Origin of the sequence: Micromonospora sp. AMSO12t (genome assembly GCF_008806585.1) — a bacterium.
Classification (GTDB): Bacteria; Actinomycetota; Actinomycetes; order Mycobacteriales; family Micromonosporaceae; genus Micromonospora; species Micromonospora reichwaldensis.
The window spans coordinates 1-26,203 of sequence record NZ_WAAS01000076.1; the positions used below are offsets into that span (position 1 = coordinate 1).

General features: G+C 74.8%; 27 protein-coding genes and 2 pseudogenes. 14 read left to right on the top strand and 15 right to left on the bottom strand.

Features of this window, described 5'->3' with window-relative positions; genetic code table 11:
* Window positions 1-404: DUF4190 domain-containing protein (locus tag F6X68_RS14100; RefSeq protein ID WP_151454707.1), on the top strand; the 404-nt coding region annotated here is incomplete at its 5' end.
* Window positions 405-462: 58 nt separating this feature from the next.
* Here F6X68_RS14100 and F6X68_RS14105 read toward each other — a convergent pair.
* Window positions 463-1,419, bottom strand: a complete 957-nt coding sequence (locus tag F6X68_RS14105; protein WP_132231620.1) for a CoA ester lyase — start codon at window positions 1,417-1,419, stop codon at window positions 463-465.
* A gap of 125 nt (window positions 1,420-1,544) precedes the next feature.
* Between F6X68_RS14105 and F6X68_RS14110 the strand changes: the two genes are divergently transcribed.
* The 6 genes from F6X68_RS14110 to F6X68_RS14135 all read left to right on the top strand — a co-directional run bounded on the left by F6X68_RS14110 (window position 1,545) and on the right by F6X68_RS14135 (window position 7,477).
* On the top strand, window positions 1,545-2,369 hold the full coding sequence (locus tag F6X68_RS14110; RefSeq protein ID WP_151454708.1) for an SDR family NAD(P)-dependent oxidoreductase: 825 nt from the start codon (window positions 1,545-1,547) through the stop codon (window positions 2,367-2,369).
* 75 nt (window positions 2,370-2,444) lie between these two features.
* Entirely contained in the window at window positions 2,445-3,173 is a 729-nt protein-coding gene (locus tag F6X68_RS14115; protein ID WP_151454709.1) for a GNAT family N-acetyltransferase, read from the top strand.
* A gap of 222 nt (window positions 3,174-3,395) precedes the next feature.
* On the top strand, window positions 3,396-4,490 hold the full coding sequence (locus F6X68_RS14120; RefSeq protein ID WP_151454710.1) for a SagB family peptide dehydrogenase: 1,095 nt from the start codon (window positions 3,396-3,398) through the stop codon (window positions 4,488-4,490).
* The gene (locus F6X68_RS14125; protein WP_151454711.1) at window positions 4,487-5,506 is read left to right on the top strand and encodes an alanine racemase; all 1,020 of its coding nucleotides are present in this window, start codon (window positions 4,487-4,489) and stop codon (window positions 5,504-5,506) included. The genes F6X68_RS14120 and F6X68_RS14125 overlap by 4 nt, the downstream gene beginning before the upstream one ends.
* A complete protein-coding gene (locus tag F6X68_RS14130) occupies window positions 5,503-6,750 on the top strand; it encodes an MFS transporter (protein ID WP_151454712.1) in 1,248 nt (415 codons plus the stop codon). The genes F6X68_RS14125 and F6X68_RS14130 overlap by 4 nt, the downstream gene beginning before the upstream one ends.
* On the top strand, window positions 6,734-7,477 hold the full coding sequence (locus tag F6X68_RS14135) for a class I SAM-dependent methyltransferase (protein WP_151454713.1): 744 nt from the start codon (window positions 6,734-6,736) through the stop codon (window positions 7,475-7,477). The genes F6X68_RS14130 and F6X68_RS14135 overlap by 17 nt, the downstream gene beginning before the upstream one ends.
* A 34-nt stretch (window positions 7,478-7,511) precedes the next feature.
* Here F6X68_RS14135 and F6X68_RS34730 read toward each other — a convergent pair whose 3' ends face one another.
* From F6X68_RS34730 to F6X68_RS14150, 4 genes and pseudogenes are all read right to left on the bottom strand, one after another.
* Window positions 7,512-7,685: a hypothetical protein gene (locus F6X68_RS34730; RefSeq protein WP_305069289.1), complete on the bottom strand. Its 174-nt coding sequence runs from the start codon at window positions 7,683-7,685 to the stop codon at window positions 7,512-7,514.
* 12 nt (window positions 7,686-7,697) lie between these two features.
* Window positions 7,698-7,931: a hypothetical protein gene (locus tag F6X68_RS34220; protein ID WP_225852196.1), complete on the bottom strand. Its 234-nt coding sequence runs from the start codon at window positions 7,929-7,931 to the stop codon at window positions 7,698-7,700.
* A gap of 187 nt (window positions 7,932-8,118) precedes the next feature.
* A complete protein-coding gene (locus F6X68_RS14145) occupies window positions 8,119-10,314 on the bottom strand; it encodes an APC family permease (RefSeq protein WP_151454714.1) in 2,196 nt (731 codons plus the stop codon).
* Window positions 10,315-10,368: 54 nt separating this feature from the next.
* A pseudogene (locus F6X68_RS14150) lies at window positions 10,369-11,058 on the bottom strand (EamA family transporter); the annotation flags it as partial.
* A gap of 106 nt (window positions 11,059-11,164) precedes the next feature.
* Between F6X68_RS14150 and F6X68_RS14155 the strand changes: the two are divergent.
* On the top strand, window positions 11,165-11,911 hold the full coding sequence (locus tag F6X68_RS14155; protein WP_151454715.1) for an HAD family hydrolase: 747 nt from the start codon (window positions 11,165-11,167) through the stop codon (window positions 11,909-11,911).
* A 17-nt stretch (window positions 11,912-11,928) separates the two neighbouring features.
* Here F6X68_RS14155 and F6X68_RS14160 read toward each other — a convergent pair whose 3' ends face one another.
* Window positions 11,929-12,456 carry a hypothetical protein gene (locus F6X68_RS14160; RefSeq protein WP_370518951.1) on the bottom strand — a complete coding sequence of 176 codons (528 nt, stop codon included), beginning with the start codon at window positions 12,454-12,456 and terminating at the stop codon, window positions 11,929-11,931.
* A 119-nt stretch (window positions 12,457-12,575) separates the two neighbouring features.
* Window positions 12,576-13,445, bottom strand: a complete 870-nt coding sequence (locus tag F6X68_RS14165) for a PhzF family phenazine biosynthesis protein (RefSeq protein ID WP_151454717.1) — start codon at window positions 13,443-13,445, stop codon at window positions 12,576-12,578.
* A gap of 33 nt (window positions 13,446-13,478) precedes the next feature.
* Here F6X68_RS14165 and F6X68_RS14170 point away from each other — a divergent pair, with 33 nt between their 5' ends.
* The 3 genes from F6X68_RS14170 to F6X68_RS14180 all read left to right on the top strand — a co-directional run bounded on the left by F6X68_RS14170 (window position 13,479) and on the right by F6X68_RS14180 (window position 16,683).
* Window positions 13,479-14,765: a magnesium transporter MgtE N-terminal domain-containing protein gene (locus tag F6X68_RS14170; RefSeq protein WP_151454718.1), complete on the top strand. Its 1,287-nt coding sequence runs from the start codon at window positions 13,479-13,481 to the stop codon at window positions 14,763-14,765.
* Window positions 14,758-15,372 carry a DUF1003 domain-containing protein gene (locus F6X68_RS14175; protein ID WP_151454719.1) on the top strand — a complete coding sequence of 205 codons (615 nt, stop codon included), beginning with the start codon at window positions 14,758-14,760 and terminating at the stop codon, window positions 15,370-15,372. Before F6X68_RS14170 ends, F6X68_RS14175 begins: the two co-directional genes overlap by 8 nt.
* A gap of 162 nt (window positions 15,373-15,534) precedes the next feature.
* Window positions 15,535-16,683, top strand: coding sequence for an Mrp/NBP35 family ATP-binding protein (locus F6X68_RS14180; protein ID WP_151454720.1), 1,149 nt, complete (start codon window positions 15,535-15,537; stop codon window positions 16,681-16,683).
* 256 nt (window positions 16,684-16,939) lie between these two features.
* Here F6X68_RS14180 and F6X68_RS14185 read toward each other — a convergent pair whose 3' ends face one another.
* Both F6X68_RS14185 and F6X68_RS14190 read right to left on the bottom strand, forming a co-directional pair.
* Window positions 16,940-17,362: a preprotein translocase subunit TatB gene (locus F6X68_RS14185; protein ID WP_151454721.1), complete on the bottom strand. Its 423-nt coding sequence runs from the start codon at window positions 17,360-17,362 to the stop codon at window positions 16,940-16,942.
* Window positions 17,363-17,436: 74 nt separating this feature from the next.
* A complete protein-coding gene (locus F6X68_RS14190; protein WP_151454722.1) occupies window positions 17,437-18,780 on the bottom strand; it encodes a S1C family serine protease in 1,344 nt (447 codons plus the stop codon).
* Window positions 18,781-19,059: 279 nt separating this feature from the next.
* Between F6X68_RS14190 and F6X68_RS14195 the strand changes: the two genes are divergently transcribed.
* Entirely contained in the window at window positions 19,060-19,647 is a 588-nt protein-coding gene (locus F6X68_RS14195; RefSeq protein ID WP_089003702.1) for an O-methyltransferase, read from the top strand.
* Window positions 19,648-19,693: 46 nt separating this feature from the next.
* Here F6X68_RS14195 and F6X68_RS14200 read toward each other — a convergent pair whose 3' ends face one another.
* Together F6X68_RS14200 and F6X68_RS14205 are read right to left on the bottom strand one after the other, a co-directional pair.
* A complete protein-coding gene (locus F6X68_RS14200) occupies window positions 19,694-21,160 on the bottom strand; it encodes a M17 family metallopeptidase (RefSeq protein ID WP_151454723.1) in 1,467 nt (488 codons plus the stop codon).
* A gap of 129 nt (window positions 21,161-21,289) precedes the next feature.
* Window positions 21,290-21,457, bottom strand: a complete 168-nt coding sequence (locus tag F6X68_RS14205) for a DUF3117 domain-containing protein (protein WP_007455245.1) — start codon at window positions 21,455-21,457, stop codon at window positions 21,290-21,292.
* A gap of 189 nt (window positions 21,458-21,646) precedes the next feature.
* On the opposite strand from F6X68_RS14205, the gene F6X68_RS14210 reads away from it, so the two are divergent.
* Entirely contained in the window at window positions 21,647-22,465 is an 819-nt protein-coding gene (locus F6X68_RS14210) for a PaaX family transcriptional regulator C-terminal domain-containing protein (RefSeq protein ID WP_151454724.1), read from the top strand.
* A 2-nt stretch (window positions 22,466-22,467) separates the two neighbouring features.
* Window positions 22,468-23,259, top strand: a complete 792-nt coding sequence (locus tag F6X68_RS14215; protein WP_151454725.1) for an enoyl-CoA hydratase-related protein — start codon at window positions 22,468-22,470, stop codon at window positions 23,257-23,259.
* 68 nt (window positions 23,260-23,327) lie between these two features.
* Here F6X68_RS14215 and F6X68_RS14220 read toward each other — a convergent pair whose 3' ends face one another.
* The 4 genes and pseudogenes from F6X68_RS14220 to F6X68_RS14235 form a co-directional block, all read right to left on the bottom strand.
* Entirely contained in the window at window positions 23,328-23,951 is a 624-nt protein-coding gene (locus F6X68_RS14220) for a hypothetical protein (protein WP_151454726.1), read from the bottom strand.
* A gap of 13 nt (window positions 23,952-23,964) precedes the next feature.
* On the bottom strand, window positions 23,965-24,546 hold the full coding sequence (locus F6X68_RS14225; RefSeq protein ID WP_151454727.1) for a DNA-3-methyladenine glycosylase I: 582 nt from the start codon (window positions 24,544-24,546) through the stop codon (window positions 23,965-23,967).
* A gap of 190 nt (window positions 24,547-24,736) precedes the next feature.
* Window positions 24,737-25,234, bottom strand: a complete 498-nt coding sequence (locus F6X68_RS14230; RefSeq protein WP_132231660.1) for an SRPBCC family protein — start codon at window positions 25,232-25,234, stop codon at window positions 24,737-24,739.
* Window positions 25,235-25,746: 512 nt separating this feature from the next.
* Window positions 25,747-26,103 (bottom strand): annotated as a pseudogene (locus F6X68_RS14235) (DivIVA domain-containing protein); the annotation flags it as partial.
* Between the last annotated feature and the right edge of the window lie 100 nt (window positions 26,104-26,203).

The window sequence follows — 26,203 nt, forward strand, 5'->3', positions numbered from 1 at the left end:
CGTACGCGCCGGCCGACCCGTACGCCCCGGACCCGTACGCGGGCGGCGACCCGTACGCCGGGATGAAGCACGCCGCCGGCCAGCCCGGGCCCGCCGCCTACCCGCCGGCCTACCCGAACTACGGCTACGCCCCCTCGTTGAGGACCAACGGCCTCGCCATCGCCGCACTGGTGCTCGCCCTGGTCGGCATCGGCTCCTGCATCACCGCGCCGATCGGCGCGATCCTCGGCCACGTCGCGCAGAAGCAGATCCGGGAGACCGGCGAGGGCGGCGAGGGCATGGCGAAGGCCGGCATCATCGTCGGCTGGATCGTCACCGGCCTCTACCTGCTGGTGGTCCTCTTCTACGTGGCGATCATCATCTTCGCGATCTCCCAGGCCGACACCGGCGGCACCAACTACTGACGCGACGGTGCCGCCCCGGCGCGGACCGGGGCGGCACGGATGTCGGGAGGCGCGGGGACTACTCGGCCGGCGGGGTGAAGGACGAGGTGCGGGTCATGCCCGCGGCCCGGCCCTTCGCCGCCACCACGAGGGCCATCTTGCGGGACGCCTCGTCGATCATCTCGTCGCCGAGCATCACCGCGCCCAGCCGGCCGCCCGCCTCCGACGTGTAGTGCTCGTACGCGTCGAGGATCAGCTCGGCGTGGTCGTAGTCGGCCTGGGCCGGCGAGTAGACCTCGTTCGCGGCGTCGATCTGGCCCGGGTGCAGCACCCACTTGCCGTCGAAGCCGAGCGCCGCCGAGCGCTTGGCCACCTCGCGGAACGCGTCCACGTCGCGGATCTGCAGGAACGGGCCGTCGATGGCCTGCTTGTCGTGCATCCGGGCCGCCATCAGGATGCGCATGAGGATGTAGTGGTAGGGGTCGCCCGGGTAGTCCGGGATGAGCGCGCCGACCACCAGGGACTTCATGTTGATCGAGGCCATGAAGTCGGCCGGACCGAAGATGATGGTCTCGACCCGGGGCGAGGCGGCCGCGATGGCGTCGATGTTGACCAGGCCGGCGGCGTTCTCGATCTGCGCCTCGATGCCGATCCGGCCGACCTCCAGGCCGAGCGTCTTCTCCAGCTGGGTCAGGGTCATGTCGAGCCACTGCACCTGGGCCGCGTTCTGCACCTTGGGCAGCATGACGCAGTCGAGGTTGGCGCCGGCGCCCTCCACCACGTCGATGACGTCCCGGTAGGTCCACGGCGTGGTCAGGTCGTTGACCCGGACGACGCGGGTCTTGCCCGACCAGTCGCCCTCGTTGAGCGCCGCGACGATGTTCTTCCGGGCGTCGGGCTTGGCCAGCGGGGCGACCGCGTCCTCCAGGTCCAGGAAGACCTGGTCGGCCGGGAGCCCCTGGGCCTTGCCGAGCATCTTGACGCTGGAGCCGGGTACCGCGAGGCAGGACCGACGGGGGCGACCGACTGCGGCCATGGATGCGCTCCTTCCAGCGTGCGCGGGCACGCCGACGTCACCTGACGAAATGCGAGGGCTTAACGATCCCAAAGGTCTTTGTGACGCCACGGTAACCTCGTGCCGTGACCGGGGTGAATGGACCTGTGGAAGATCTCACTGGGCGTCGGATCGTGGTGGTGACCGGGGCCAGTTCGGGCATCGGGCTGGCGGCCGCCGTCGACCTGGCGCGCCGCGGTGACCAGGTGGTACTGGTCGGCCGCGACCCGGCCCGACTCCAGGCCGCGGCGGAACAGGTGCGGGAGGCGTCCGGCGAGCGACCGGAGCTGTTCCGGGCCGACTTCGCGGTGCTGGACGACGTCCGCCGGCTGGCCGGCAAGCTGCGCGAGGCGTACGACCGGATCGACGTGCTCGCCAACAACGCCGGGGCGATCGCGCTCCAGCCGCTCACCACGGTCGACGGCTTCGAGCTGTCGATCCAGGCCAACCACCTGGCCCCGTTCCTGCTCAGCAACCTGCTGCGGGACCGGATCGGCCGGATGGTGGTGACCGCCTCGGGCGCGCACCGCAGCGGCGTGCTCGACCCGGCCGACCTCAACGCCGCGCTGCGCCGCTACCGGCCCATGCAGGCGTACGGCACCAGCAAGCAGGCGAACATCCTCTTCACGGCCGAGGCGGCCCGGCGCTGGCCGGAGATCCCCGCGTACTCCTTCCATCCGGGGGTGGTGCGCAGCCGGTTCGGCAACGACAACCGGCTGGTCGCCCTGGGCATGCGGATCCTGCCGCTGCGCAGCCCGGAGAAGGGCGCGGAGACGCTGGTCTGGCTGGCCAACCAGGACCCGGAGCGGCTGGTGACGGGCGGCTACCACGTCGACCGGCGGCTGCGCCGGCCGCTGCCCAGGGCGACCGATCCGCAGCTCGCCGCCCGACTCTGGACGGCCAGCACCGAGGCGGTCGGCGTCGCCGGATAACGGGGCCCCGCCCGGCAGGCGGCGCCGCCGGATTTGCGGTGTCACCGGGGGCGGGGCGCTGCGATACTCCGCCGCATGACGACCACGGGGAACGACGCCGGCAGCGTCCTTCGGGTGCTCCGCGAGGACAAGGAACTCCAGGCACGGCTCGACGCGGAGCTGACCGTCTTCAACAACCGGGCGACCGGCGCGGACGACGAGGCCGGCCTCTGCGTCCGGGTCGACGACGCCGACGGCGAGCTGGTGGCCGGCCTGACCGGGTGGACCTGGGGCGGCTGCGCCGGGATCAACATGGTGTGGGTGCGCGAGGACCGCCGTGCCGAGGGGTGGGGCGGCCGGCTGCTGCGGGCCGCCGAGGACGAGGCCCGCCGGCGCGGCTGCACGGAGATGTCGGTCTCCTCGTTCTCGTTCCAGGCGCCGGAGTTCTACCGCCGGCACGGCTACCTCGACACGGGCCGCCGGGAGGGCATCCCCGGCGGCCACGTCGACCACCACTTCTTCAAGTCGCTGGTCACCGACCCGGCCGCCGCCGTGCGCCTGGTGGCGCTGGTGGAGCTGGCCCCCGACGCGGTCGAGACCGGCCAGCGGTACGAGGACGCGGTGCTCGGCCTGCTCGGGCGGCACGGCGGGCGGCTGGAGCGTCGGCAGCGCACCGGCGACGGGCGTACGGAGGTGCACCTGATCCGGTTCGACACCCGCGACGGCTACCACGGCTTCATGGCCGACCCGGAGCGGGTGGCGCTGCGCGAAGAACTGGGCGACGCCGCCCCGACCACCCGCGTGCTGGAGGTCCACGAGGCCTGAGTCGGCGCGGGAGCGGGTCGGCTCGATCCATGTCGGTGGGTGTGTTCACTGTGGACGGTCTGATACGGTGCATCACAGTGATCAACGCCGATTAGTGAGGGGAGCTCCCGCATGACCGAGCAGATCGAGGCCTTCGAGCCGGTGGCGTCCGACGACTACGACCAGGAACTGACCTGCCTGGAGCCTCCGGTCGAGGTCTGACCGGTCGAAGCCTGAGTAGTCATGCGTGTCCGTGTGTCGCGGCTGGTCGTCTTCCTGTGGCGTGACGGCCAACTGGTCTGCGACGACCCGCTGAGGCACCGGCAGTTCGCGTTGACTGTGGAGGCGGAGAGGCTGCTGCGCGACTACGCCGACTGGGCCGAGCCCGAAGGCCGGCTCGCGCAGCAGCTCCTCGACGCCCACGTGCTCGTCGCCGAGGGTTCGCCCGAGCACGCCCAGGAGGAACGCCTCGGCGCGTGGCGCGACCTGGGACCGGCAGCCACCTACTACCACCTGGCCAGCCGTACGCTCGGCAGCGACGTCTTCCGCTCGGCGGCGCAGGACGCGGCGGTGCTGCGCGCCAAGTCCGGCCAGCCGGATCCGGTCAGGGAGCACGACGGGCCACGCATCGCCCTGCCCCCCGCCGACCCGCCCGCCGTCGACTTCACCACGGTCCTCGCGGCCCGGCGCTCGACCCGATGGTTCGACCCGGACCGCCCGGTGCCGCTGCCCGCGTTCGCGGCCCTGCTGCGCTGGACGGCCGGGGTCCGTCGCGAGGTGGACGTCTCCGGGGTCGGGACGGCGCTGCTCAAGACCGTCCCCTCCGGCGGGGCCCGCCACCCGGTCGAGGTCTACCCGGTGGTCCGCGACGTGGCGGGGCTGGAACCCGGGATCTACCACTACGCGGTGCGCCGCCACGAGCTGGTGCGCCTCGCGCCCGCCCCCGGCGAGGACCGGCTGCGCGAGTGGTGCGGCGGGCAGCCGCACGCCGCCCAGGCCGGCTTCCTGCTGATGTACGCGGCGGTGCTCGACCGGACCGTGTGGAAGTACCCGGCCGCCCGCGCGTACCGTGCGCTCCTGCTCGACGTCGGTCACCTGAGCCAGACCGTGTACCTCACCGCGACGGCGCTCGGGCTCGGGACGTTCTTCACCGCCGCCACCCGCGACGCGCCCGTCGAGGACGCCCTCGGGCTGTCCTGGCCGGACGAGGCCTTCCTCGGTGTCTCCGGCGTCGGCGTGCCGCACCCCGCCGAGCGGGACCGCCAGGCGGCGATGCTCGCCGGCGGCGACGCGGCGTTCTCCTTCCCGCCGGACGCCTGGCACGGGCGCGGCGAATGACGCCACGGGTGACCGTCGACCTGGCCCGGCTGGACGCGAACGTCGCGCGGTACGGCCGGCGGGTGGCCGAGGCCGGCGTCGCCCTGCGCGCGCACGTCAAGGGGCACCGGAGTCCCGAGATCGCCGCCCGCCAGGTGGCCGCGGGCGCGGTGGGCGTCGCGGTGCACTCGGCGGCCGAGGCCGAGGCCTACGTGGCGGTGGGCGTGACGGACGTGGTGGTGGCGTGGCCCTGGCGTGACGCGTGGCGGTGGACCAGGTTCGCCCAGCTCGCGCGGCACTGCGCGGTGACGGTGCACGTGGACCACCCCGACGCGGTGGCCGGGCTCGGCGCGGCGGCCGAGGCCCACGGCGTCGAACTCGGCGTACGCGTCGAGGTCGACACCGGTCTGCACCGCGTCGGTGTCGACCCCGACGCCGCCGTGGGGCTGGCCGCCACTATCGCGCGGACCGGCGGGCTGCGGATGGCGGGCGTCACCGGCTATGTGGGGATCACCGACCCCGCCGCCGCGCGCGACCGGGTCGAGCTGGGCCGCCGCCAGGCGCGCCTGCTGGTGTCGGTCGCCGAGCGGATCCGCGCGGCCGGGTCGCCCTGCCCGGCCGTCAGCGTCGGGGGCACCCCGACCCTCGCCGGCGTGCTGGACGTCGCCGGCGTGACCGAGGTCTGCGCCGGAGCGTACGCGCTGCTCGACGGCGGGTTCGCCCGGCTGGGCGAGTGCGATCCCGGGGCGGTCGCGATATCCGTCGCCACGACCGTCACCGGCACCGACGGGCAGGTGCTGCGCACCGACGCCGACGAACTGCTGGCGGGCGCCGACCAGACCTGGATGAGCGGTGTCGTGCTGACCGCACCCGACGGCGGGCCGGTCGACGCGGGGTCGGTGTCGGTGGGCGACGAGCTGCGGGTGCTGCCCGGACACGTGTGCCCCGTGGTGGCCCGCCGGCCGCTGCTGCACGTGCTCGACGCCGGCGAGCCGGTGGCGCGGTGGCAGGCGATCGTCCGCCCGGACCGGGCATGACCGACACCGTCGCGTCCGTGGACCGCCCGGCGGACCCGCTGCGCGAGCGCCGGTTCGTCCTGTTCGCCACGGCCAGGACGATCTCCGTCTTCGGCAACGCGATGGGCCCGCTCGCGCTGACCTTCGCCGTGCTCGACCTTCCTGGCGGATCGCCCACGGCGCTGTCGCTCGTGCTCGCCGCGATCTCGGTGCCCCGGATCGCGCTGATGCTGCTCGGCGGCGTCATCGGCGACCGGCTGCCGCGCCACCGCGTACTCGTGGCGGCGGAACTGATGTGCGGTACGGCGTACGGCGCGATGACCGTCCTCGTGCTGAGCGGGCGGGCCGGCGTCGCCACCCTCGCCGTCTGCGCGGCCGTCGCCGGCACCGCCTCCGCGCTGCTGCTGCCCTCGCTCAACGGGCTGACCGCCGAACTCGTCGCGCCGCAGGCGCGCCAGCGGGGCAACGCCCTGCTGCGGCTCGGCACGAACACCGCCACGGTGGCGGGCTTCACGGCGGGCGGCGCGCTGATCACCTGGCTCGGGCCGGGCTGGGCGCTGGCCCTCGACGCCGCGACGTTCGCCGTCGCCGCCTTACTCCTCGCGCGGCTGCGCCTCGCCGCGACGACCCGGCCCGCCGGGCGGAACCTGCCGGCCGAACTGCGCGACGGCTGGCGCGAGTTCGTCCGGCGACGATGGCTGTGGCAGATCGTGCTCGCCGCAGCGGTGATCAACGCCGCCGTCGGGGTCACCTTCGGGCTCGCGGGGCCGCTGCTCGCCAGGGCGCACCTGGGCGGCGCGGGCGCCTGGTCCGGCGTCCTGGCCGGGTACGCCGTCGGCATGTTTGCCGGCGTGCTGGTGGCGATGCGAATCAGGACGACCCGGCCTCTGCGCACGGCCGTCCTCGCCGTGTCGCTGCTGGGGCTGCCGGCGCTGCTGCTCGGAGCCGGTGCCGCCCTGCCGTTCGTGATCCTCGCCGCCGTGCTGGCCGGGGTCGCCTTCGACGTCTTCGGGGTGCTGTGGGAGACGACCGTCCAGTCCGAGGTGCCGACGGAGGCGATGTCCCGCGTGAGCGCGTACGAGTGGCTGGGGGCGGTGGGACTGGGCCCGCCCGTCATGATCGCCGCCGGTCTCGTCGTACCCGCGATCGGCGTGCGAACGGCTCTGCTCGCCCTGGCCACGGTGATCTTCGTGGCCGCGCTCGTCCCGTTGGCCAGTTCCACCGTCCGGCACTACGAAAGGCAACCCGATGGCCGAGTACGTTGACGCCTTCGTCACGGCGTATGACCGCTTTTGGGCGCCGTACCCCGAGCGGATGGGCGAGGCGTGGCTGCGGCTGCACGCGCGCGTCGCACCCGGGTCGGAGCTGAGCCTGCTGGACGTCGGCTGCGGCACCGGCATCGTGGCCGCCCGATTCGCCGCCGCCGGCTACCGGGTCGTCGGGGTCGACGTCTCCGAGGCGATGATCGCCCGCGCCCGGGAACGGCTGGCCGGCACCGACGCGGTGCTCATCGCCGCGGACGCCGCGGAATTCGAGGTGCCGCGCACCTGCGCGTTCGCGGTCTCCACGTACGACGTCCTCAACCACGTCGGCGACATCGACCGGGTCCGGTCCTACCTGCGCTGCGTGCACCGGGCGGTCGCGCCGGGCGGCTGGTTCGGCTTCGACATGTCCACGACGAAGGGGCTCCTCGCCGACGTCCCCCCGGTCGCCCGGCAGGACGGCACGGTCTCGGTCGAGGTGGCCCGGGGCCCGCTCGACGGCGACCGCCGCCCGCTGCACGTCACCGGGGAGCTACGCACCGACGACGGCCGCACGGCCCCCTTCACCACGACGATCACCAACACCGCCCACCCCGTGGCCGACGTGCTCTCCGCCCTGGCCGACGCCGGCTGGACGACGAGCCACGTCGCCGCCATCGACGACCTGCTCACCCCCGTACCCGACCCGGAGGCGCTGCCCCGGGTCGCCGTGCTCGCCCGACGCGACTGACGACCCGCGCCGCAGCCGTCCCTCGGGGCCACGCTCAGGAGCCGGCACCCGGCTCGTCACCGAGGCGCAGCAGACCGGCCGGGGTGGACGTGAAGCCGCATTGCTGCAGGTAGAACTTCTCGAGATGAGGCTCGAAGTCGACGTGCAGCCAGTGACAGCCGGCGGCCGTGGCGTCCGCCGCCGCGGCCTCGACCAGCCGCCGGCCGATCCCCTGGTGCTGCTAGGGCGGATCCACGGCGGTGTCCAGGAGGAACGCGTGAGCGCCCCCGTCCCAGCACACCTGCACGAAGCCCACCAGGCGCCCGGCGTCGAACGCGCCCACCCAACTCAGAGCGTGTCGTTCCAGGCGCTCGCGCCACGGTGTCACCTGGTCGCCGCCGCCGAAGGCGCGCGCGTGCAGCGCGCTGAGCTCGCCGTCGTCAACCGCGAAGCGCGACACCAACTCGATGGACATCCCGTCACCATAGAGCTGCCCCTCATCGCGACCGGGGGCCGCCCCGGGTCGCCGCCCACCGGGCCGCCCGCGTCCACCTCGCCCGGACGCCTGCGCCGTCCGGGCGGGGAAAGCCGCTCGGTCCGCGGACCATCCTCGGTGAGTCGCTGCCAGCGCACGGCCACCCGGGCAGACGCCGCGGAGGGAGCTACCCGCCCGGGTGCACCGGGAGGCTGGTGACCACCACCCCCGGCAGCCGGCGCAGCGCCGAACGCAGCCGTTGCTCGGTGCGGCTGTGCAGCAGCCGGTGCCAGCGGCTGCGCACCACCACCTCCGGCACGACGACGGTCAGCACCAGGTCGGCCCGGGAGGCGTGCAGGGCCTCCAGGTAGTGCGCGAGCGGCCCGACCACCGCCCGGTACGGGGACACGATCGTCTCCAGCCGCAGGTGGTCCCCCCACACCCGCCACTGCTCCCGGAACCGGTCCGCCTCCGGTTCCTCGGGGGCGATGTGCACGGCCAGCGTCGGCTGCCCGAGCGAGGCCGCGTACGCCAGGGCCCGCAGCGAGGCCCGGTTCAGCCGGGCGACCGGCACGACCACGAGGTGGCGTACCTGCTCGGGCAGTTCCTCGTCCTCCGGCGCGGCGGGCCCGGTGGCGGGCGGCGGGGCCAGCACCACCGGCGGCCCGGGCGCCGGGCCGCCCGGCGGCGGGTGCAGCGCCAGGGACCGGTGCAGCCTCCGGTAGTGCCGGTGGATGGCCCGGAACAGCAGGACCAGCAGCGGTACGGCGACGACCACCACCCAGGCGCCCTCGGTGAACTTGGTGACCGCGGCGGTCACCAGCACCAGGCCGGAGAAGGTGCCGCCCACCGCGTTGATCGTCGCCCGGCGGCGCCAGCCGGGACCGCGTCGGCGTCGCCAGTGCCGCACCATCCCGGCCTGGGACAGGGTGAAGGCGAGGAACACCCCGACCGCGTAGAGCGGGATCAGCGCCTCGGTGTGCCCGCGGAAGGCCACCAGGATCACCGCCGCCGCGACGGTGAGCGCCACCAGCCCGTTGCTGAAGGCGAGCCGGTCGCCCATGTGCAGGAACCGGCGCGGCGCGTGCCCGTCCCGGGCCATGAAGAAGAGCAGGCGGGGGAAGTCGTTGAAGGCGGTGTTCGCGGCCAGCAGCAGGATCAGCGCGGTGGCGGCCTGGATCAGGGCGTACCAGGGACCGCTGGGAAAGGTGACCCGGGCCAGTTGGGAGAGGAGCGACTGCTCGGCGGTGGGCACCAGCCCGGACAGGTGGATCAACCCGACGAGGCCGCCGAAGAACAGCACCAGCATCGCGACCATCCAAGTGAGCGTGGTGCGCGAGTTGCGCCACTCGGGAGGCCGGAACGCCGGAACCGCGTTGGAGACCGCCTCGATGCCGGTCATCGAGACCGCGCCGGAGGAGAACGCGCGGAGCACCAGCAGCAGCCCCAACCCTTCCACGGCCGGCACCGGCGGCGGGGCGACCGGGACGAAACCCCGCCCGGCCGCGCGGAACCAGCCGACCGCGAGCAGCGCCAGCAGCGCGACCACGAAGGCGTACGTGGGCAGCACGAAGAGGTTGCCGGCGGCCCGTACGCCGCGCAGGTTGCCCGCCAGCAGCAGACCGATCACGGCGAGCCCGAGGGGCACCGTCCAGGCGGCCAGTCCCGGCATCGCCGAGGTGATCGCCCTGATGCCGGCGGAGACGGACACCGCCACGGTGAGCACGTAGTCCGTCATCAGTCCCGCCGCCGCGGCCAGCCCCGCCCCCGCGCCCAGGTTGTCGCCCGCCACGATGTACGACCCGGCCCCGTGCGGGTAGGCGGCGACGGTCTGCCGGTAGGAGACGCCGACCGCGATCATGAGCAGCGCCAGCCCGGCGGCCAGCGGCAGGGACAGCCCGAGCGCCCCGCTGCCGGCGAGCAGCAGCACGGCGAGCATCGCCTCCGGCCCGTACGCCACCGAGCTGAGCAGGTCGGAGGAGAGCACCGGCAGGGCCACCAGCTTGCGCATCCGCTCGTAGACCACGGCGGCGCTGGTCAGTGGCGGCCCGAACAGCGCCCGCCGCAGCCGGGTGGTCGCCCGGCCGAGCCGGCTGCCGGGCAGGTTGGCCGGTGCGGTGGCGACCAACTCGTCCGGCTCCCCGATCCGGAACATCGCGATCGGGGCGAGGCGGCCGAACCGCGTGGGGGCCGGCCGGTCGGGGTGCCGGCGCAGCGTCGGGTCCACCGGCAGCGTGTCCGCGCCGGGGGGTCGGCCCCGCCGGGCGTTCCGCCACCGGTCACCGATCCGGCGTAGGGCCCGCAGCTCGTCCGGGTCGAGCGGCGGGAACTCGGCCGACGGCGTGACGGTCGTGCCGCCCTCGTCGCCGTCCCGCTCCGCCATCCGCCTTCCCGCCGCCGCGTGCCCTCCCTCGCACTCTCACGGACGCCGCCGGACGGCCACCAGGGCCAGCACGACGAGCCAGGTGCCGGTGTCGAAGCCGGTCAGCGGCACCCGGCCGACCAGGCAGACCACGAGCAGGACCAGGGCGCAGACCCCGTAACAGACGGTGGTGTAGGTGGTCGTGCTGATCGTCGTACGGGCCCGCTCGCCGAGCGCGGTGTAGACCGCCGCGAACAGGCCGCCGGCCACCGCGAGCAGGTCGCCGGCCACGGCCCGGCCGGAGACGGCGAAGTCCGCCCCGGTCGCCACGACCGCACCCACGACCGCCACCCCGATGCCGGCCCAGACGGCGCCCGGCAGCCGGCGGCCCTGGGCGCGGGCGATCAGCCCCTGCCAGACCGGCTGGGTGGCGCAGAGCGCGGTCGCCGCCGCGACCGAGGTGAGCTTGGTGCTGGGCATCCAGGTGGCGAAGTGCGCGGCGAGCGCGACCCCCGACAGCACGCAGTAGACGCCCTCGCGCCGACCGGCGCCGACGGTCAGCGACCGGAACTCGGCGCGTCGCCGGGCCGCCGAGAACGGGCCGAGCACGGCGACCGAGAGCAGGTTGCGCCAGAACGCGACGGCCAGCGCCGGCGCCGCCGCGACGGCCACCAGCGGCGCGGACGACGAGACGGCGACGACGGCCAGGACGAGCGCCCCGGTGGTCGCCGGGTGGAACGACGGGCGGTGCGCTGCGGGGGACACGGGGAGCAATCCTCACACGCCACGGGCCGACACGGAACGTCAGCACTCCGTTACGATCATGCCTGTCCGCGCCGGCGATTCCCCTACCGCCCGGAGGCGCTCCCCCATGCCCACCTACCAGGCGGTCCTGTTCGACTTCTTCGGCACGCTGACCCGTTCCGTCCAGCGGGGCGAGGCCCACCGGTCGACCGCCGAGCTGCTCGGCTGCGCCCCGCGCACGCTCGTCGACGTGCTCGACCGCACCTACTACGAGCGGGCCTGCGGGCGGCTCGGCAACGCCGAGGCGACCCTGCGCTGGGTCTGCGAGCAGGCCGGCGTGCACCCCTCCGACGACGCCGTCCGCGCGGCGGTCGCCTCCCGCCACCGGGCCATCCGCGCCGACACCCGGCTGCGCGACGAGGCCGTGCCCACGCTCGCCGCGCTGCGGGGGCTCGGCCTGCGTACGGGAGTGATCAGCGACTGCACGCACGAGCTGCCGGCGTTCCTGCCGCAGCTGCCGATCGCCCCGCTGCTCGACGTGCGGGTCTTCTCCGTGCAGGTGGGGCGCTGCAAGCCGGACCCGGCGCTCTACCAGGCGGCGTGCCGGCGGCTCGACCTGGCGCCGGCGGACTGCCTCTACGTGGGCGACGGCGGCAGCCAGGAGCTGACCGGGGCGGAGCGGGCCGGGATGACAGCCGTGCGCCTGGCCGCGCCGGACCTGGCCGGCCACATGGTGTTCAACGCCGACGAGGCCTGGATCGGGCCGGTGCTGCGCTCGCTCGACGAGGTGGTCGAACTCGTCGCGCGGGTGCCGGGGCGCGCGACTGGCCTCGTTCCCGCGATCGCCCCCGTGCCGGCCGGCTGCGTCTCCTGAGCCGGCGGCCGGGCGTCTCAGCGGCGGCGGACCCGGTGCAGGCGGAACGGCTTGCGGGTCGCCCGGACGGCCGGCGTCTCGCGGGGCACCTCGGCCAGCGAGTCCGCGGGCAGCCCGGCGCCGGCGAGCGGCTCGCCGGCCGGCTCCAGCCGGTTCACCGCACAGCCGTCGGTCGCCCAGCGCTCCACCAGCTCCGTCGCGGGCCCGGGCGCGTTGAGCCGCTTCGCGGCCACCAGCGGCGCGGTCGTCTCCCAGTGTTCGGTGCCGGGCGCCAGGCGGCTCACCCGCGCCGGCCAGGTGACGATCCGCCCGCCGTGGTCACCGCGCAGGGTGACCTGTGCCTCGGTCGCGTCGGCCAGCCCCGGGGCGGACTGCTCCCCGGGGCCGCTGACCACGAAGAGCGCCCCCTCCAGGGGCAGGCACCACAGCGCGAGCGCCGGCCCGCCGGGCACACTCACCCAGGCCACGGCGGCCTTCTTCATCGCCTCGTCGACCAGCGGCGTGCTGGTCCGCTCCGCGTCGGTCACCCTCGCATCCTGCCGCATCCGTCCCCGTCCCGTCAGTGCCGCCCGGGGTCCGGCCGCGCGTCGACGTGGACGCGGTCGGGTCGCACGGCACGGGCACGACGCCGGGCGATCCGATCCGGCGACCCGGATCGCGCAGGTCAGCCGACGAACGGCGGGACCGTGATCTCGCCCCGGGCCACCGGTACGACGTGCCCGGCCACGGTGGCGCCCACCGCCTGACCGTCCTCGGCGGTCACCGTGCAGGCCAGCACGGACGGGCGGTTGATCTCGATGCCCTGGTGGACGGTGTACTCCGCGCGCCCGTCGGCGGGCAGCAGGCCGCTGGCGACCAGCCACACCCCCAGGCCCAGGGCCGCCGAACCGGTGGCCGGGTCCTCCGGCACACCCAACCCGGGGACGAAGACCCGGGCGTGCGCGGTTTGAGCGGCGGCGTCCCAGGAGAAGACGCTGACGTGCTCCACTCCGTACCGCTGCGCCGCCGCCGCGTTGACCCGTGCGCGGGCCACCGCGTCCGGGCGGACCGGGAGGTAGGGGAACTCCAGCCCGCAGCCGGCCACCCGGGGCGCCGGGCCGACGTGGTCGTCCGCGTCCAGGCCGGCCATCTCCAGCAGCGGTTCCGGGTCCAGCTCGGGGCCGAGGGTGGGTACGCCACCGGTGAGCGTGGCCCCGGTCGCGGCCACCTCGATCGGCAGCACGCCCGCCCCACATTCCTGGGTGACCTGTCCCACACCGAACATGCCACGGCGGCTGGCGGTCACCGCCGCGCCGACGCTGGGATGACCGGCGAAGGGCAGCTCCTCGGCCGGCGTGAAGATGCGGGCCCGGTAGGTGGCGCCGACCTGGGTGGGCGGGAGCACGAACACCGTCTCGGAGAGGTTGAACTCCAGCGCGAGCGCCTGCATCTGCTCGGTGGCCAGCCCTTCGGCGCCGAACACCACCGCCAGCGGGTTGCCGGCGAACGGGCGGTCGGTGAAGACGTCCACGATCTCGTAGGCCAAGGTCGACATGTTGATAAACACTAGGCGCTTAGGCTGGTGCCCGTGAGCACGCCGACCCGGGTCTACCTCGCCCGGCTCGCCGGGGTGGCCGTCTTCGATCCCAACGGCGACCAGGTGGGCCGGGTCCGCGACGCGGTGGGCAGGCTGCGGCCGACGCAACGCCCGCCCGAGGTGGTCGGTCTCGTCGCCGAGATGCCGATGCGGCGGCGCATCTTCCTATCGCTGAACCGGATCACCTCCATCGACGCCGACGCGGTCGTGCTCGGCAGCGGCACGCTCAACCTGCGCCGCTTCGAGAAGCGCCCGAACGAGCTGCTCGTGCTCCAGGAGCTGCTGGACCGCCGGGTGCAGGTCGAGCCCGGCGGGCAGTCGGGCTCCGTGGTGGACGTGGCGATGGAGTGCAGCCGGGGCGGTGAGTGGTCGCTGGCCCGGGTCGCCGTACGCGAGCAGACCGGCCGGTTGACCCGCCGGGGCCACCTGCACCAGGTCGAGTGGGAACGGGTACGCGGGCTCAGCGGCATCGCCGACAGCCGGGGCACGGCCAACCTGCTCTCGGTGCTGGAGGACATGCGCCCCGCCGACCTCGCCAACGCCCTCCAGGATCTCCCCGACACCCGGCGCAACGAGGTCGCCGCCGCGCTGGACGACGAGCGCCTGGCCGACGTGCTGAGCGAGCTGCCGGAGCGCGACCAGGTGGAGATCCTGGCCGCGCTGGACCGCGAGCGGGCCGCCGACGTGCTGGAGGAGATGGACCCGGACGACGCCGCCGACCTGCTCAGTGAGCTGCCGCCGCCCGAGCAGGACGTGCTGCTCGACCTGATGCAGCCGGGCGAGGCCGACCCGGTGCGTCAGCTGCTCAAGTACACGCCGGGAACGGCGGGCAGCGTGATGACCTCCGAGCCGGTCATCCTGCCGCCGGACGCCACCGTCGCCGAGGCCCTGGCCCGGATCCGGGAACCGCAGCTCTCCCCCGCGATCGCCGCGCAGGTCTTCGTGTCCCGGGCGCCGATGACCACGCCGACCGGCCGTTACCTCGGCATGGTGCACTTCCAGCGGCTGCTCCGCGAACCGCCGGCCGACCTGCTCGGCGGCATCGTGGTCAACGACATCGACCCGCTGCGGCCGACCACCCCGCTGCCGGAGATCACCCGCCGGATGGCCACGTACGACCTGGTCGCCATGCCCGTCATCGACCGCAACAACCGGCTGGTCGGCGCGGTCACGGTCGACGACGTGCTGGACCACCTCCTGCCCCGGGACTGGCGGGACCGGGACGCCGCCGAGCGCCCGTCCACCGCCGGGCCGACGCTGGACGGCGCGGATGACTGAGCAGCGACGGGCGCAGCGGCTCGACCAGCCGCGCGAGCCCCGAGGCGTCAAGCTGCCCCGGTTCGACCCGGAGGCCTTCGGCCGGTGGTCCGAGGGGATCGCCCGGGGGATGGGCACCGCGAACTTCATCGTCTACATGACGATCGTGATCGCGCTGTGGTTCGGCTGGAACACCCTGGCCCCCGCGCACCTGCGCTTCGACCCGTACACCTTCACGTTCCTGACCCTGGTGCTGTCCCTCCAGGCCAGCTACGCGGCGCCGCTGATCCTGCTGGCGCAGAACCGGCAGGCCGACCGGGACCGGGTCTCCCTGGAGGAGGACCGCCGCCGGGCGACCATGCAGAAGGCCGACACGGAGTACCTGGCGCGGGAGATCGCCGCGCTGCGCAACGCGATGGGCGAGGTCGCGACCCGGGACTTCCTCCGTTCGGAGCTGGCCCGGCTGGCCGAGGAGCTGGACGAGGCGGGCCGGCGCCGGCAGCGGCTGGAGCGCCGGCAGCAGGACAGGATCCCGCAGCACGGCGACGGGCTGGAGGAGCCCCGCGACGACCTGGACGGCGATCAGGCCCACGACGGCCGCCCGGAGGGCCGGGAGGCCGAGGCCTGAGCGGCCCGGACGCCGCCCGCCCCGGGGGTCCGGCTCGGCGGGATCGACTCGATCGTCCCGCTTCGTCCGATATGCCGCCCGGCGCGGCCGTCGCCATCGATTCGCTCACACCGCCCCCCGCTGACGGCGGTGGGTCAGGGCCACCGACGTAGCATTGCGGGCATGTCAGCACCCGTCAGCACCGTCTCCGACGCGATCCAGGCCGCGCTGGCCACCGTCAACGACCCGGAGATCCGCCGGCCCATCACCGAACTGGGCATGGTCCGCTCCGCCGAGGTCGGCGACGACGGCGTCGTACGGGTCGAGCTGCTGCTCACCGTCGCCGGCTGCCCGCTGAAGGACAAGCTGCGCTCGGACATCACGGCCGCCGTCGGCGCGGTGCCCGGGGTGACCGGCGTGGCGATCGAGTTCGGCGTGATGAGCCCCGAGCAGCGCCAGGAACTCCAGGCGAAGCTGCGCGGCGGCGGCGCCTCCCAGGAGCCGGTCATCCCGTTCGCCCAGCCGGGCTCCCGCACCCGCGTGTACGCGGTCGCCAGCGGCAAGGGCGGCGTCGGCAAGTCCAGCGTGACGGTCAACCTGGCCGCCGCGCTGGCCGCCCGCGGGCTCTCCGTCGGCGTGGTCGACGCCGACATCTACGGCCACTCGGTGCCCCGGATGCTCGGCGCGGACGGGCGCCCGACCCGCGTCGAGGACATGATCATGCCGCCGCAGTCGCACGGCGTGAAGGTCATCTCGATCGGCATGTTCACCGCTGGCAACGCCGCCGTGGTGTGGCGCGGCCCGATGCTGCACCGGGCGTTGCAGCAGTTCCTCGCCGACGTCTACTGGGGCGAGCTGGACGTGCTCCTGCTCGACCTGCCCCCGGGCACCGGCGACGTGGCGATCTCCCTGGCCCAGCTGCTGCCCAACTCCGAGATCCTGATCGTCACGACCCCGCAGGCCGCCGCCGCCGAGGTGGCGGAGCGGGCCGGCGCAATCGCGTTGCAGACCCACCAGCGCGTGGTCGGCGTCATCGAGAACATGTCCTGGCTGGAGCTGCCGGACGGCTCCCGGATGGAGGTCTTCGGCGCGGGCGGCGGCCAGGCGGTCGCCGAGTCGCTGACGAAGACCATCGGCGCGCAGGTGCCGCTGCTCGGGCAGGTCCCGCTCGACACCCGCGTGCGCGAGGCCGGCGACGTGGGCACCCCGATCGTGCTGGCCGAGCCGGAGTCGCCGGCCGCGAAGGCGCTGGGCCAGGTGGCCGACCGGCTCGCCCTGCGCCGGGAGTCGCTGCTCGGCAAGCCGCTGGGCCTCAAGCCCGCCGGCCGCTGACCGTACGCCGGCCACGGCCGGCACTGTCGCCACCCGCACGGGGGCGGCGTTCCCCCGGGAGCGCCGCCCCCGTCGCCGTCCGTGGCGACGCCGAGGCGGGCCGGGGTCAGGTCGGCGCGACCTCGCCGCTGACCGGAGTCAGGTCGCGTCGTAGCTGACCCGGAAGCAAGTCACGTCGGCGCAGCTGGCCCGGGGTCAGGTCGCATCGTCGCAGCTGGCCCGGGAGTCAGCTCGCATCGTCGTGGCTGGCCCGGGGTCAGGTCGCGTCGTCGTAGCTGGCCCGGGGGGCGGGGGCCGGGGCGGCGCCGGTGGCGGTCGCCGGGCGGCTGCCGTTCGCGCGCACGTCGGCAGCGGAGGCCACGTCCTTCAGCTCGTTGTGCACGCCGGTGACGTCCGCCCGCAGGTTGTCGTAGACGCCCTGGAGGGGCTTCCGGATCGCCTGCTCGTCCTCCTCGCTGAGCAGGTGCTTGCGGATGAACGCCTTCGGGTGCAGGTCCTCCAGCTGGATGTCGGTGCCCAGCTCGCGACTGAGGTCGGTGGTGGCGTTGCTGGCCATCGCGCGCAGGTTGCGCACCATGCGCAGGCCGTCGCTGATCACCGCGGGCAGCCGGTCACCGAAGATCAGCAGCGCCAGGAGCAGCAGCGCACCGATCTCCCACCAGTTCAGGTTCTCGAACACTGCGCGGGCCTCCTTCGGCGTCAGCAGCAAGACTACGCACGTGGGGCACCGGTCGGGGAGGGGGTGACCGGTCCCTACTTGGCGTCCGCGGCCAGGGTCACGGAGGCGTTCTGCCGGTTGGCGCCCCGGCGGTACTCCACGGTCACCACCGCGCCGGGCGCGAACTTCCGGACCAGGGCGATCAGGTCGGTCGGTTCGGTCATCGGCCGACCGTCGAGCTTGAGGATCACGTCACCGGCCCGCAGCCCCGCGCCGGCCGCCGGGCCGGACGGCTCCACGGCCGCCAGGCGTACGCCGGCTCCTCCGGTGCCCGCGCCGGACCCGCCGACCTGGGCGCCGATCACCGTGCGCCGGGCCTTGCCGGTGCCGATGATGTCCTGCGTGATCCGCTTGGCCTGGTTGATCGGGATGGCGAAGGCGAGGCCGATGTTGCCCGCCTCCTGCCCCTCGGAGACCAGCGACTTGATCGTCGAGTTGACCCCGATCACCCGGCCCGCGCCGTCGACCAGCGGGCCGCCCGAGTTGCCGTGGTTGACCGCCGCGTCGGTCTGGATCGCCGCGTAGTAGCGCGTCGGGCCGCCGGGCTCACCGGCCCGCATCGTCCGGTCCAGGGCGCTGACGATGCCGGCCGTGACCGTGTTGGCCAGCGAGAGCGGCGAGCCCATGGCCAGCACCGGGTCGCCCACGGCCAGCGCGTCGGAGTCGCCGAACTCGACCGGCCGCAGGCCCGTCCGGGAGACCTTGATCACTGCGATGTCGGACTCCGGGTCCTGCCCGACGACGGTCGCCGGGGCCGAACTGCCGTCGTTGAAGACCACCGACGCCTTGCCGGTCGCCCCCGCCACCACGTGGTCGTTGGTGATGACGTGCCCGTCGGCGCTGGCGATGAAGCCGGAGCCCTCGCTCGTGCCGCCGAGACCCGCCACCCGGACGGTCACCACGCTGGGCAGCACCCGCTCGGCGACCCCGGCCAGCGACTCGGGCCTGCGCTGGGCCAGGCCGGGCGCCTGCGGGTCCGCGCCGAGCACCGTGCCGGCCACGGCGCCACCGCGGACCGCGAAGGCGTACCCGAGCGCGCCGCCCAGGCTGCCCGCGAGCAGCGCGGTGATCAACGGGATGAGGAGGAGCTGCCGCAGCGTCGGCCGGCCCGGTGCGTCCGGGTCGCTGACCGGCTCCGGCTCGGTGCCGGGGCTCGGCGCGGCCGGCAGCACCACGGCGGCCGGCGCGGTCGGGTCGCGCCACGGGTCGGCCAGCGCGTCGGTCCACCAGGGCGAAGTCGTGCCGCCCCCGGCGCCCTGAGGCGTCGGCGGCGACCCCACCGGCGGATGTCCGGGCACCGGCGGTCGCGCCGGTGTCGGAGTTCCCCCGGGCTGGCGCCAGTCCCAGCCGTCGGTCACGTCGGTGCCCTCCCAGTCCATCCCCGGATCCCGCGCTCCACGGACCCGGCGACAGCGTCGCCCGGTCGCGCTGGCCGGAACACCGCTTCCAGGATTACACGGATGCCGCGGATGGAGTCACCGGTTGCCGACCGTGATCGTCGGGTGGCGGACGCGCGGCTGCGCCCGTTCGACGTCGCCTCTAGGCTCACAGTGCCCACCCGCCCCCGCACCACGCATGCCGCCCGGAGGTGTCCCATCGCCACGGTCGCCGGTTCCGGCAATTCGACGGCCCAGACCCTGCACTTCGCCGAGTCGTACGTGACCGAGGATCTCGTCCTGCGCACCGCCCGCAGCCTGGCCCACGAGGTCGGCCTGGAGGCGGTGACCCCCGGCGCCGGCGCGGCGCTGCGGCTGCTCGCCGCCGCCGGCAGCGCCCGGGCGGTGGTGGAGATCGGCACCGGCACGGGAGTCAGCGGGGTCTGGCTGCTGCGCGGGATGCGCGCCGACGGCGTACTCACGACCATCGACGTCGAGGTCGAGCACCAGCGGATCGCCCGGCGGATCTTCACCGAGGCGGGCTTCGCCGCCGGTCGCACCCGGATCATCACCGGCCGGGCGCTGGATGTGCTCCCCCGGCTCGCCGACGGCGCGTACGACCTGGTCTTCGTGGACGCGGAGGCGACCGGGTTCGCCGCCTGCGTGGACGCCGCGCTGCGGCTGCTGCGACCGGGCGGCGTGGTCGCGCTCAACGGCACGCTGGCCGGCGGCCGGATCGGCGACCCCGCCGCCCGGGACGTCGAGACGGTGACCGTCCGCGAGGCGATCAAGGCGATCCGGGAGTCCGAGCACTGGATCCCGGCGCTGCTGCCGGTCGGCCACGGGCTGCTCGCCGCCGTCAAGTGCTGACCCGCCGCTGACCGGGGGCCCGCCAGGGGCGGGCGCCGCCGGGCGGTCAACCCAGCGAGCCCAGCCAGCGCAGCAGCGAGCGTACGCCCCAGCCGGTCGCGCCCCGGGTCAGCTCGGCGTCGTCGCCGTCGGCCCACGACGGCGCGGACATGTCCACGTGCAGCCACCGGTCGCGCAGCCCGCCGGTGAACTCCCGCAGGTAGAGCGCGGCCATCACGGACCCGGCGCCCCGGTCCGGCGAGCTGTGCAGGTCGGCCAGGTCGCTGCCGAGGTGCTCGGCGTAGTCGGCGGGCAGCGGCATCCGCCAGGCGGCCTCGCCGGCGGCGGCGACAGCGGCCAGCACGTCCGCGGCGAGCCCGTCGTTGTCGCTGTAGAGGGCGCCGGTGCGCTTGCCCAGCGCGACCGCGTTCGCCCCGGTGAGCGTGGCGAGGTCGACCAGCAGGTCGGGCTGGAGTTCGGCGACGGCGTACGCGAGCGCGTCGGCCAGGACCAGCCGCCCCTCGGCGTCGGAGTTGGTGGTCTCGCTGGTCGTGCCGCCGTAGTGGCGGATGATGTCGCCGGGGCGGAACGCCGAGCCGCTCAGCATGTTCTCCGCCAGCGGCGCGAGCGTGGTGATCCGGACCGGCAGGCGCAGGGCCGCCGCGCCGAGGGTCGCCGCGACCACCGCCGCCGCGCCCGCCATGTCCTTGCGCATCAGCTTCATCGACGCCACCGGCTTGATCGAGATGCCGCCGGTGTCGAACGTGATCCCCTTGCCGACCAGCACCACGTGGGTACGCGCGTCGGCCGGCCGCCAGTCCAGCTCGACCAGGCGCGGGCCGCTGGCCGAGCCGCCCCCGACGGCGAGGATCCCGCCGAAGCCCTCGGCCGCCAGCTCCTCCGGGTCGCGGACCCGCAGGTGCAGGTCCGGCACGTCGGCGGCGAGGGCGGCGACCTGGTCGGCGAACCACTGCGGGTTCTTCACCGACGAGGGGGTGTTGGTGAGGTCGCGGGCGAACCGGGTCATCCGGGCCGTCGTCCGGGCCACCTCAAGGGCCGTGGCGTGCGCGTCCGGGTCGGCCACCACGACGTCGACCTCCGCCAGGGCGGGGGCGGTGCCGGCGTCGGTCAGCCGGAACCGGTACGAGGCCAGCAGCAGCCCCTCGACAAGTCCGCGTACGGCCGCCTCGGTGACGTCGGCAGGCATGGCCAACGTGACGTGGATCTCATCCTTCGCGGCCCGGGCCAGAGCCGCGCCGGCCGTCCGCCAGCCCGCCTCGTCGCCCTCGCCGACACCGAGCAGCAGCAGCCGGCCGGGGTCTCGCCCGGGTCGCAGCTGCGCATGGACCTCACCGGGGCGCCCGGTCAGTCGTGCCGCCGGCACCAGGGCGACGGCCTCCTCGGCCACGCCGTCGGGCAGCGTCGCCCCGGTCGGGGCCGGTCGGGCCGGTTCGTCGCCGGCCGCATCTGGCCGGACGGGGAGAACGAGGGTGTCGAGCCGGTCCGGCTCGGCGAGCAGACGGATGGCGAGCACGCGGAGCCGTACCTCCAGGAAGCTCGCGGAGCGTGGCTCCGCGGGAGAATGAAGACCCTGAGCCACCGGCGGGGCCGGTGGCTCAGGGGTTGACGAAAGGCCCACGCGGACGCGCGGACCGTTCCTCGGTCAGCCGGCGGCTGCCTTCAGTGCGTCACCGAGCGCGTTGGCCTCGTCGGGAGTCATCTCGACGACGAGCCGGCCACCGCCCTCCAGCGGGACGCGCATGACGATGCCCCGGCCCTCCTTGGTGACTTCCAGCGGACCGTCGCCCGTCCGCGGCTTCATCGCCGCCATGTTGTCTCCCCTCAGACCTACACCAGGGTCGGTGGGTTGCCCCACAGCCACTTCGTCTTGACCACCGCAACCTACGCGGGGGTGTCGACCAACGATTTTCCCTGATGAACACCGCCGGACCCAAACCGAAGCAGCATTGATGTAACAGCATCTAGCTTATCCTGAGAAGGCCTGTCACAATGTGCGGTCATGCAGGCACGGTCGGCACTCTTCGACCTGTACGGCGACCACCTCCGGGCGAGGGGCGGCCGGGCACCCGTCGCCGCCCTGGTCAGGCTGCTGGCGCCGCTCGGGATCGCCCCGCCCGCCGTGCGCACGGCGGTCTCCCGGATGGTCCGCCAGGGGTGGCTCGACCCGTGTCGGCTGACCTCCGGGCCGGGATATTCGATCACCCCGAAAGCCGCCCGCCGGCTGGACGAGGCGGCGGCGCGGATCTACCGGACGGGTCGGATCACCTGGGACGGGCGGTTCGACCTGCTGGTGCTGGAGGCCCCCCTGTCCCGCCGGGACCGGCAGCGGCTCGCCGCCAACCTGACCTTCCTCGGCTACGGCGCCCTGGACGAGTGCACCTGGGTGGCGACCCGGCCCGGCGAGGACGTGGACGTGCTGCTCGACGAGGCAGGCGTGCGCTTCGAGCGGTTCACCGCCGCGCACACCGCCGGCACCCCCGGCGCGATGGGTGTGGTGCGCCGGGCCTGGGACCTGACGGAGATCGGCCAGGCGTACGAGCAGTTCGTCGCCGAGCAGCGACCGCTGCTGGCCGGGGTCACCGTGCGCAGCCTCGACGAGGAGGCGTACGCCGCCCGGTTCCGGCTCGTGCACGCGTGGCGTACCTTCCTGTTCCGGGACCCGCAGTTGCCCCCGGCGCTGCTCCCCGAGCGTTGGCCCGGCACCGCCGCGGCCAGTTTCTTCGACCGGCACGCGGCGCGGCTGCGGCCGGCCGCCGACCGGTACGTCGAGCAGTGCCTCGACTCCGGCAACCGCATCGCCCGACAGAAGGGTCGTTAGAAGTGACCGAGCCGCTGCTCGTCGACCGAACCGACGCCGTCGTCACCCTGACGCTGAACCGCCCCACGGCGATGAACGCGCTCGACGTCGCGCTCAAGGAGGCGCTGCGGGACACGCTGGCCGAGCTGGAGACCGACCGGTCCTGCCGCGCGGTGGTGCTCGCGGGTGCGGGTCGGTCGTTCAGCGCCGGCCAGGACCTACGTGAGCACGTGCAGACCCTGGAGTCCACCGACGGCAACCCGCTGGACACCGTCCGCGCGCACTACAACCCGATCGCCGCCCGGCTGGCCAACCTGCCCAAGCCGGTGGTCGCCGCCGTGCGGGGGATGGCCGCCGGGGCGGGCGCCTCGCTGGCCTTCCTGGCCGACATCCGCATCGGCGGGCCGTCGACCAGCTTCCTGATGGCCTTCGCCAAGGTCGGGCTCGCCGCCGACACCGGCGCCTCCTGGACGCTGCCCCGGCTGGTCGGGCACGCCAAGGCCATTGAGCTGCTGATGCTGGCCGAGCCGGTGGGCGCGGCGGACGCCTGCCAGATCGGGCTGCTCAACCGCCTGGTGGAGGACGACGAGCAGGTGCTGCCGACCGCGCAGGAGCTGGCCGCCCGGCTGGCCGCCGGCCCGACCGTCGCGTACGGGGCGATCAAGCGGCAGCTCTCCATCGCCGACGCGGGCACGCTGGCCGACGCCCTGTCCGCCGAGGCGCAGGCGCAGTCGATCTGCGGAGGCACCGCCGACCACCGCGCCGGCACCCTGGCCTTCGTCAACAAGCAGAAGCCGGTCTTCGAGGGCCGCTGACGCCTCCCCGGGCCCGCCCGGCCCCGCATTCCACCGGCCGGTGGGCCGGGCGGCCGTCGACGGTCGGGTCAGTCGTCCTCCTCCGGATCCTGGTTGGCCTCCGCGCCGAGCACGAACGCCTGCATGGCCAGCTCGTCGCCGGAGGGCGAGACGAAGGCCGGCAGCTCGCGGGGGCCCAGCTCCTGCACGTAGGCCCAGAACAGGCGGACCGCCTCGGCGGGTGACGCGGCCTCGATCGGCAGGTCCAGGCTGACCAGCCAGGAGCGCCGCTGCGGCGGCGGGCCGAGCCGGTCGGCCAGGGCCCGGAAGGCCGCCGGGTCCAGCGCGGTCACCGGCCCGTCGAGCGCCAGCGCGTCGGCCGGCGCCGGCTCGTCGAAGGCCCGCCGGGTGTACGCCACCACCAGCGGCGCCTCGACCCGCTCGGACTGCGGGTCGTCCGGGTCCTCCCGCTCCTCGCCGCCGGCCCCGGTGACCCGGCCCAGCGCCACCAGACGGGGCGGCGCGTCGACCAGCACGGCCACCCGGTCGCCGGGGCGGGGTCGGGCGGCGTCGGCCAGGCCGGTCAACTCGAGCGTGTCGTGGTGGACGAGCCGCTCGGCCTCGTAGCGCCCGGTGGGCAGCAGCACCGCCCAGGCGCCCGTGCCGTCGGCGGGGCGCGCCCCGTCCACCCGGTGCGCGGTGTCGGTCGTCATGGCCTCCATCCCATCACGCCGCCCGTGCCGCCACGACGTGGCAGCCCGCAAGGTGGTCGTCGACCATCCCGGTGGCCTGCATCAGCGCGTAGGCCGTGGTCGGGCCGACGAAGCGGAAGCCCCGCTTCTTGAGCGCCTTGGCCATCGCGGTGGACTCGGCGGTCAGCGCCGGCACCTCCGCGAACGACGTGGGTCGGGCCGGCCGGGGCGGCGGGGCGAAGGACCAGAGCAGCGCGGAGAGCCCCTCCGGAAGCTCCAGCGCCGCCCGGGCGTTGGCGATCGCCGCCTCGATCTTGGCCCGGTTGCGGACGATGCCGGCGTCGGCGAGCAGCCGGGCGACGTCGGCGTCGCCGTAGTCGGCCACGGTCTCGATCCGGAACTCGTCGAAGGCCAGCCGGAACGCGGGACGTTTGCGGAGGATGGTCAGCCAGGACAGCCCCGACTGGAACGCCTCCAGCGTGAGCCGCTCGTAGAGCGCGTCGTCGCCGCGCAGGGGCCGGCCCCACTCGGTGTCGTGGTAGGCGGCGTAGTCGGGGGTGCTGTGCCCCCAGCCGCATCGCGGCAGCCCGTCGGCGCCGATCACCAGGTCAGTCACGCGTCCACGCTAGGGCACGGCCCCGACGGGCCCGCGCCCTGCGGCCCCGCGCCGCGCCCCGGCCGCCGGGACCGGTCCGCCCGGGTTCGCCGACATCGGGGCGTCCCGGTCACGCCGACACCCCGATGTCGGCGACATCGAGTCGATCACGCCAAGTCGCCCGACGGGGCACGATCCCCGGCCGCCCCGGTCAGGGGAGCCGGCCCTGCTCCACCAGCCGACCGAACTTCTTCAGCGCCTGGCTCAGGCTGAACTTCGACCCGGGCCAGAGCACCGGCCAGGCCACCCGGCCCGCCGGCCCGCCGGGCAGGTGGAACCACTCGTGCCAGACCACCTGGGTGCGGTTCCGCTCCAACGGCGTGCAGCGGAGCACGCCGGGGCCGCGCAGCAGCTTCCCGCAGTGCACCACGCCCACCTCGTAGGGCGCGTCCACCCGGACCACCCGCATCTCGTCACGCAGCACGGCGGGGCCGAGCGCCGTGACCGCCTCGACCAGGCTGCCCTCGCCGCCGTCGCCCTCGACCACCCGGACGGTGGTGAAGGGGATCCAGTCCGACTGCCGCTCCCAGGCGGTCAGCGCCGCGAAGACCCGCTCCGCCGGCGCGTCGACGATCACCGTGGCCGTGACCTCGCCCGCGCCGGGCTGCGCCACGTCGCGCAGGTCGTCACCGGGTTCCGGACCGGTCACTTCGACTCCGACCCCGACCCGACCACCGGGCCGGGGCTGGTCGCGTCACCCGCCGGCCGCGTCGTGCCGTCGCCCGCGTCGGTGCGGTGCGCGGCGGCGTCGCCCGCCCCGGTCCGGTCCACGGCGGCGTCGCCCGCGTCAGGCCGGTCCACGACCGCGTCGCCCACGCCGGGCCGGTCCACGGCCGCGTCGCCCGCGTCGGACCGGTCCACGGCGGCGTCGCCCGCCCCCGTCCGGTCCACGGGGGTGTCGGCGGCGGTGTCGGCGTCGTCCTCGCCGGTCCGGTCCGCGGCGCGGTCGGCGCCGGGCCGGGCAAAGGCGGCGTCGCCGGAGTGCCTGGCGGCTGCGGAGCCGGCCGGCGTCGCGTCCTTCGCCGCCGACGCGACGGTCGGGCCCGCGAACGCGGGGATCGGCGCGACGACCAGGTCGGTGCCCCCCGGTGCGTCCGCCCGGTCGGCCCCGACCGGCACCGTCCCCCGGGCCTCCGGCGACGGCTCGGCGGCAGCGGCCCCGGCCGCCTGCTCCCGCGCCCGGCGCAGGGCGTCGGCATCCGCCGTCCGCCCCTCGCGCAGCGCGGCGACCTCCGCCTCCAGCACGCCGATCAGCTCGGACTTGTAGCCGATGTCGTAGGCCGCCCGGCGCAACGCGTGGTCGACCTGGGCCATGCGGTAGCCCCGCGGCGCCGTGTCGAACCGGACCTCGCCCACGTCGGACTCGGCGAGCGGGCGGGACGCCGGCAGCGGCACGGACCGTCCGTCCGGCTCGGCCGGCACCAGGCCGGGATCCCGGCCGGAGACCAGCACCGTCACCCCGAACACGACCGCCGCGACGGTCAACGCCACGACCAGCAGGAGCAGAACCTGACCCATGCACAGATCGTGGCACGTCGAACCGCCGGGAGCGACCCCGCCACCCGCCGCGCCCCGGATCCGTGCCGAAGCTGTCTCTTATACCACTCTGACGCTGCCG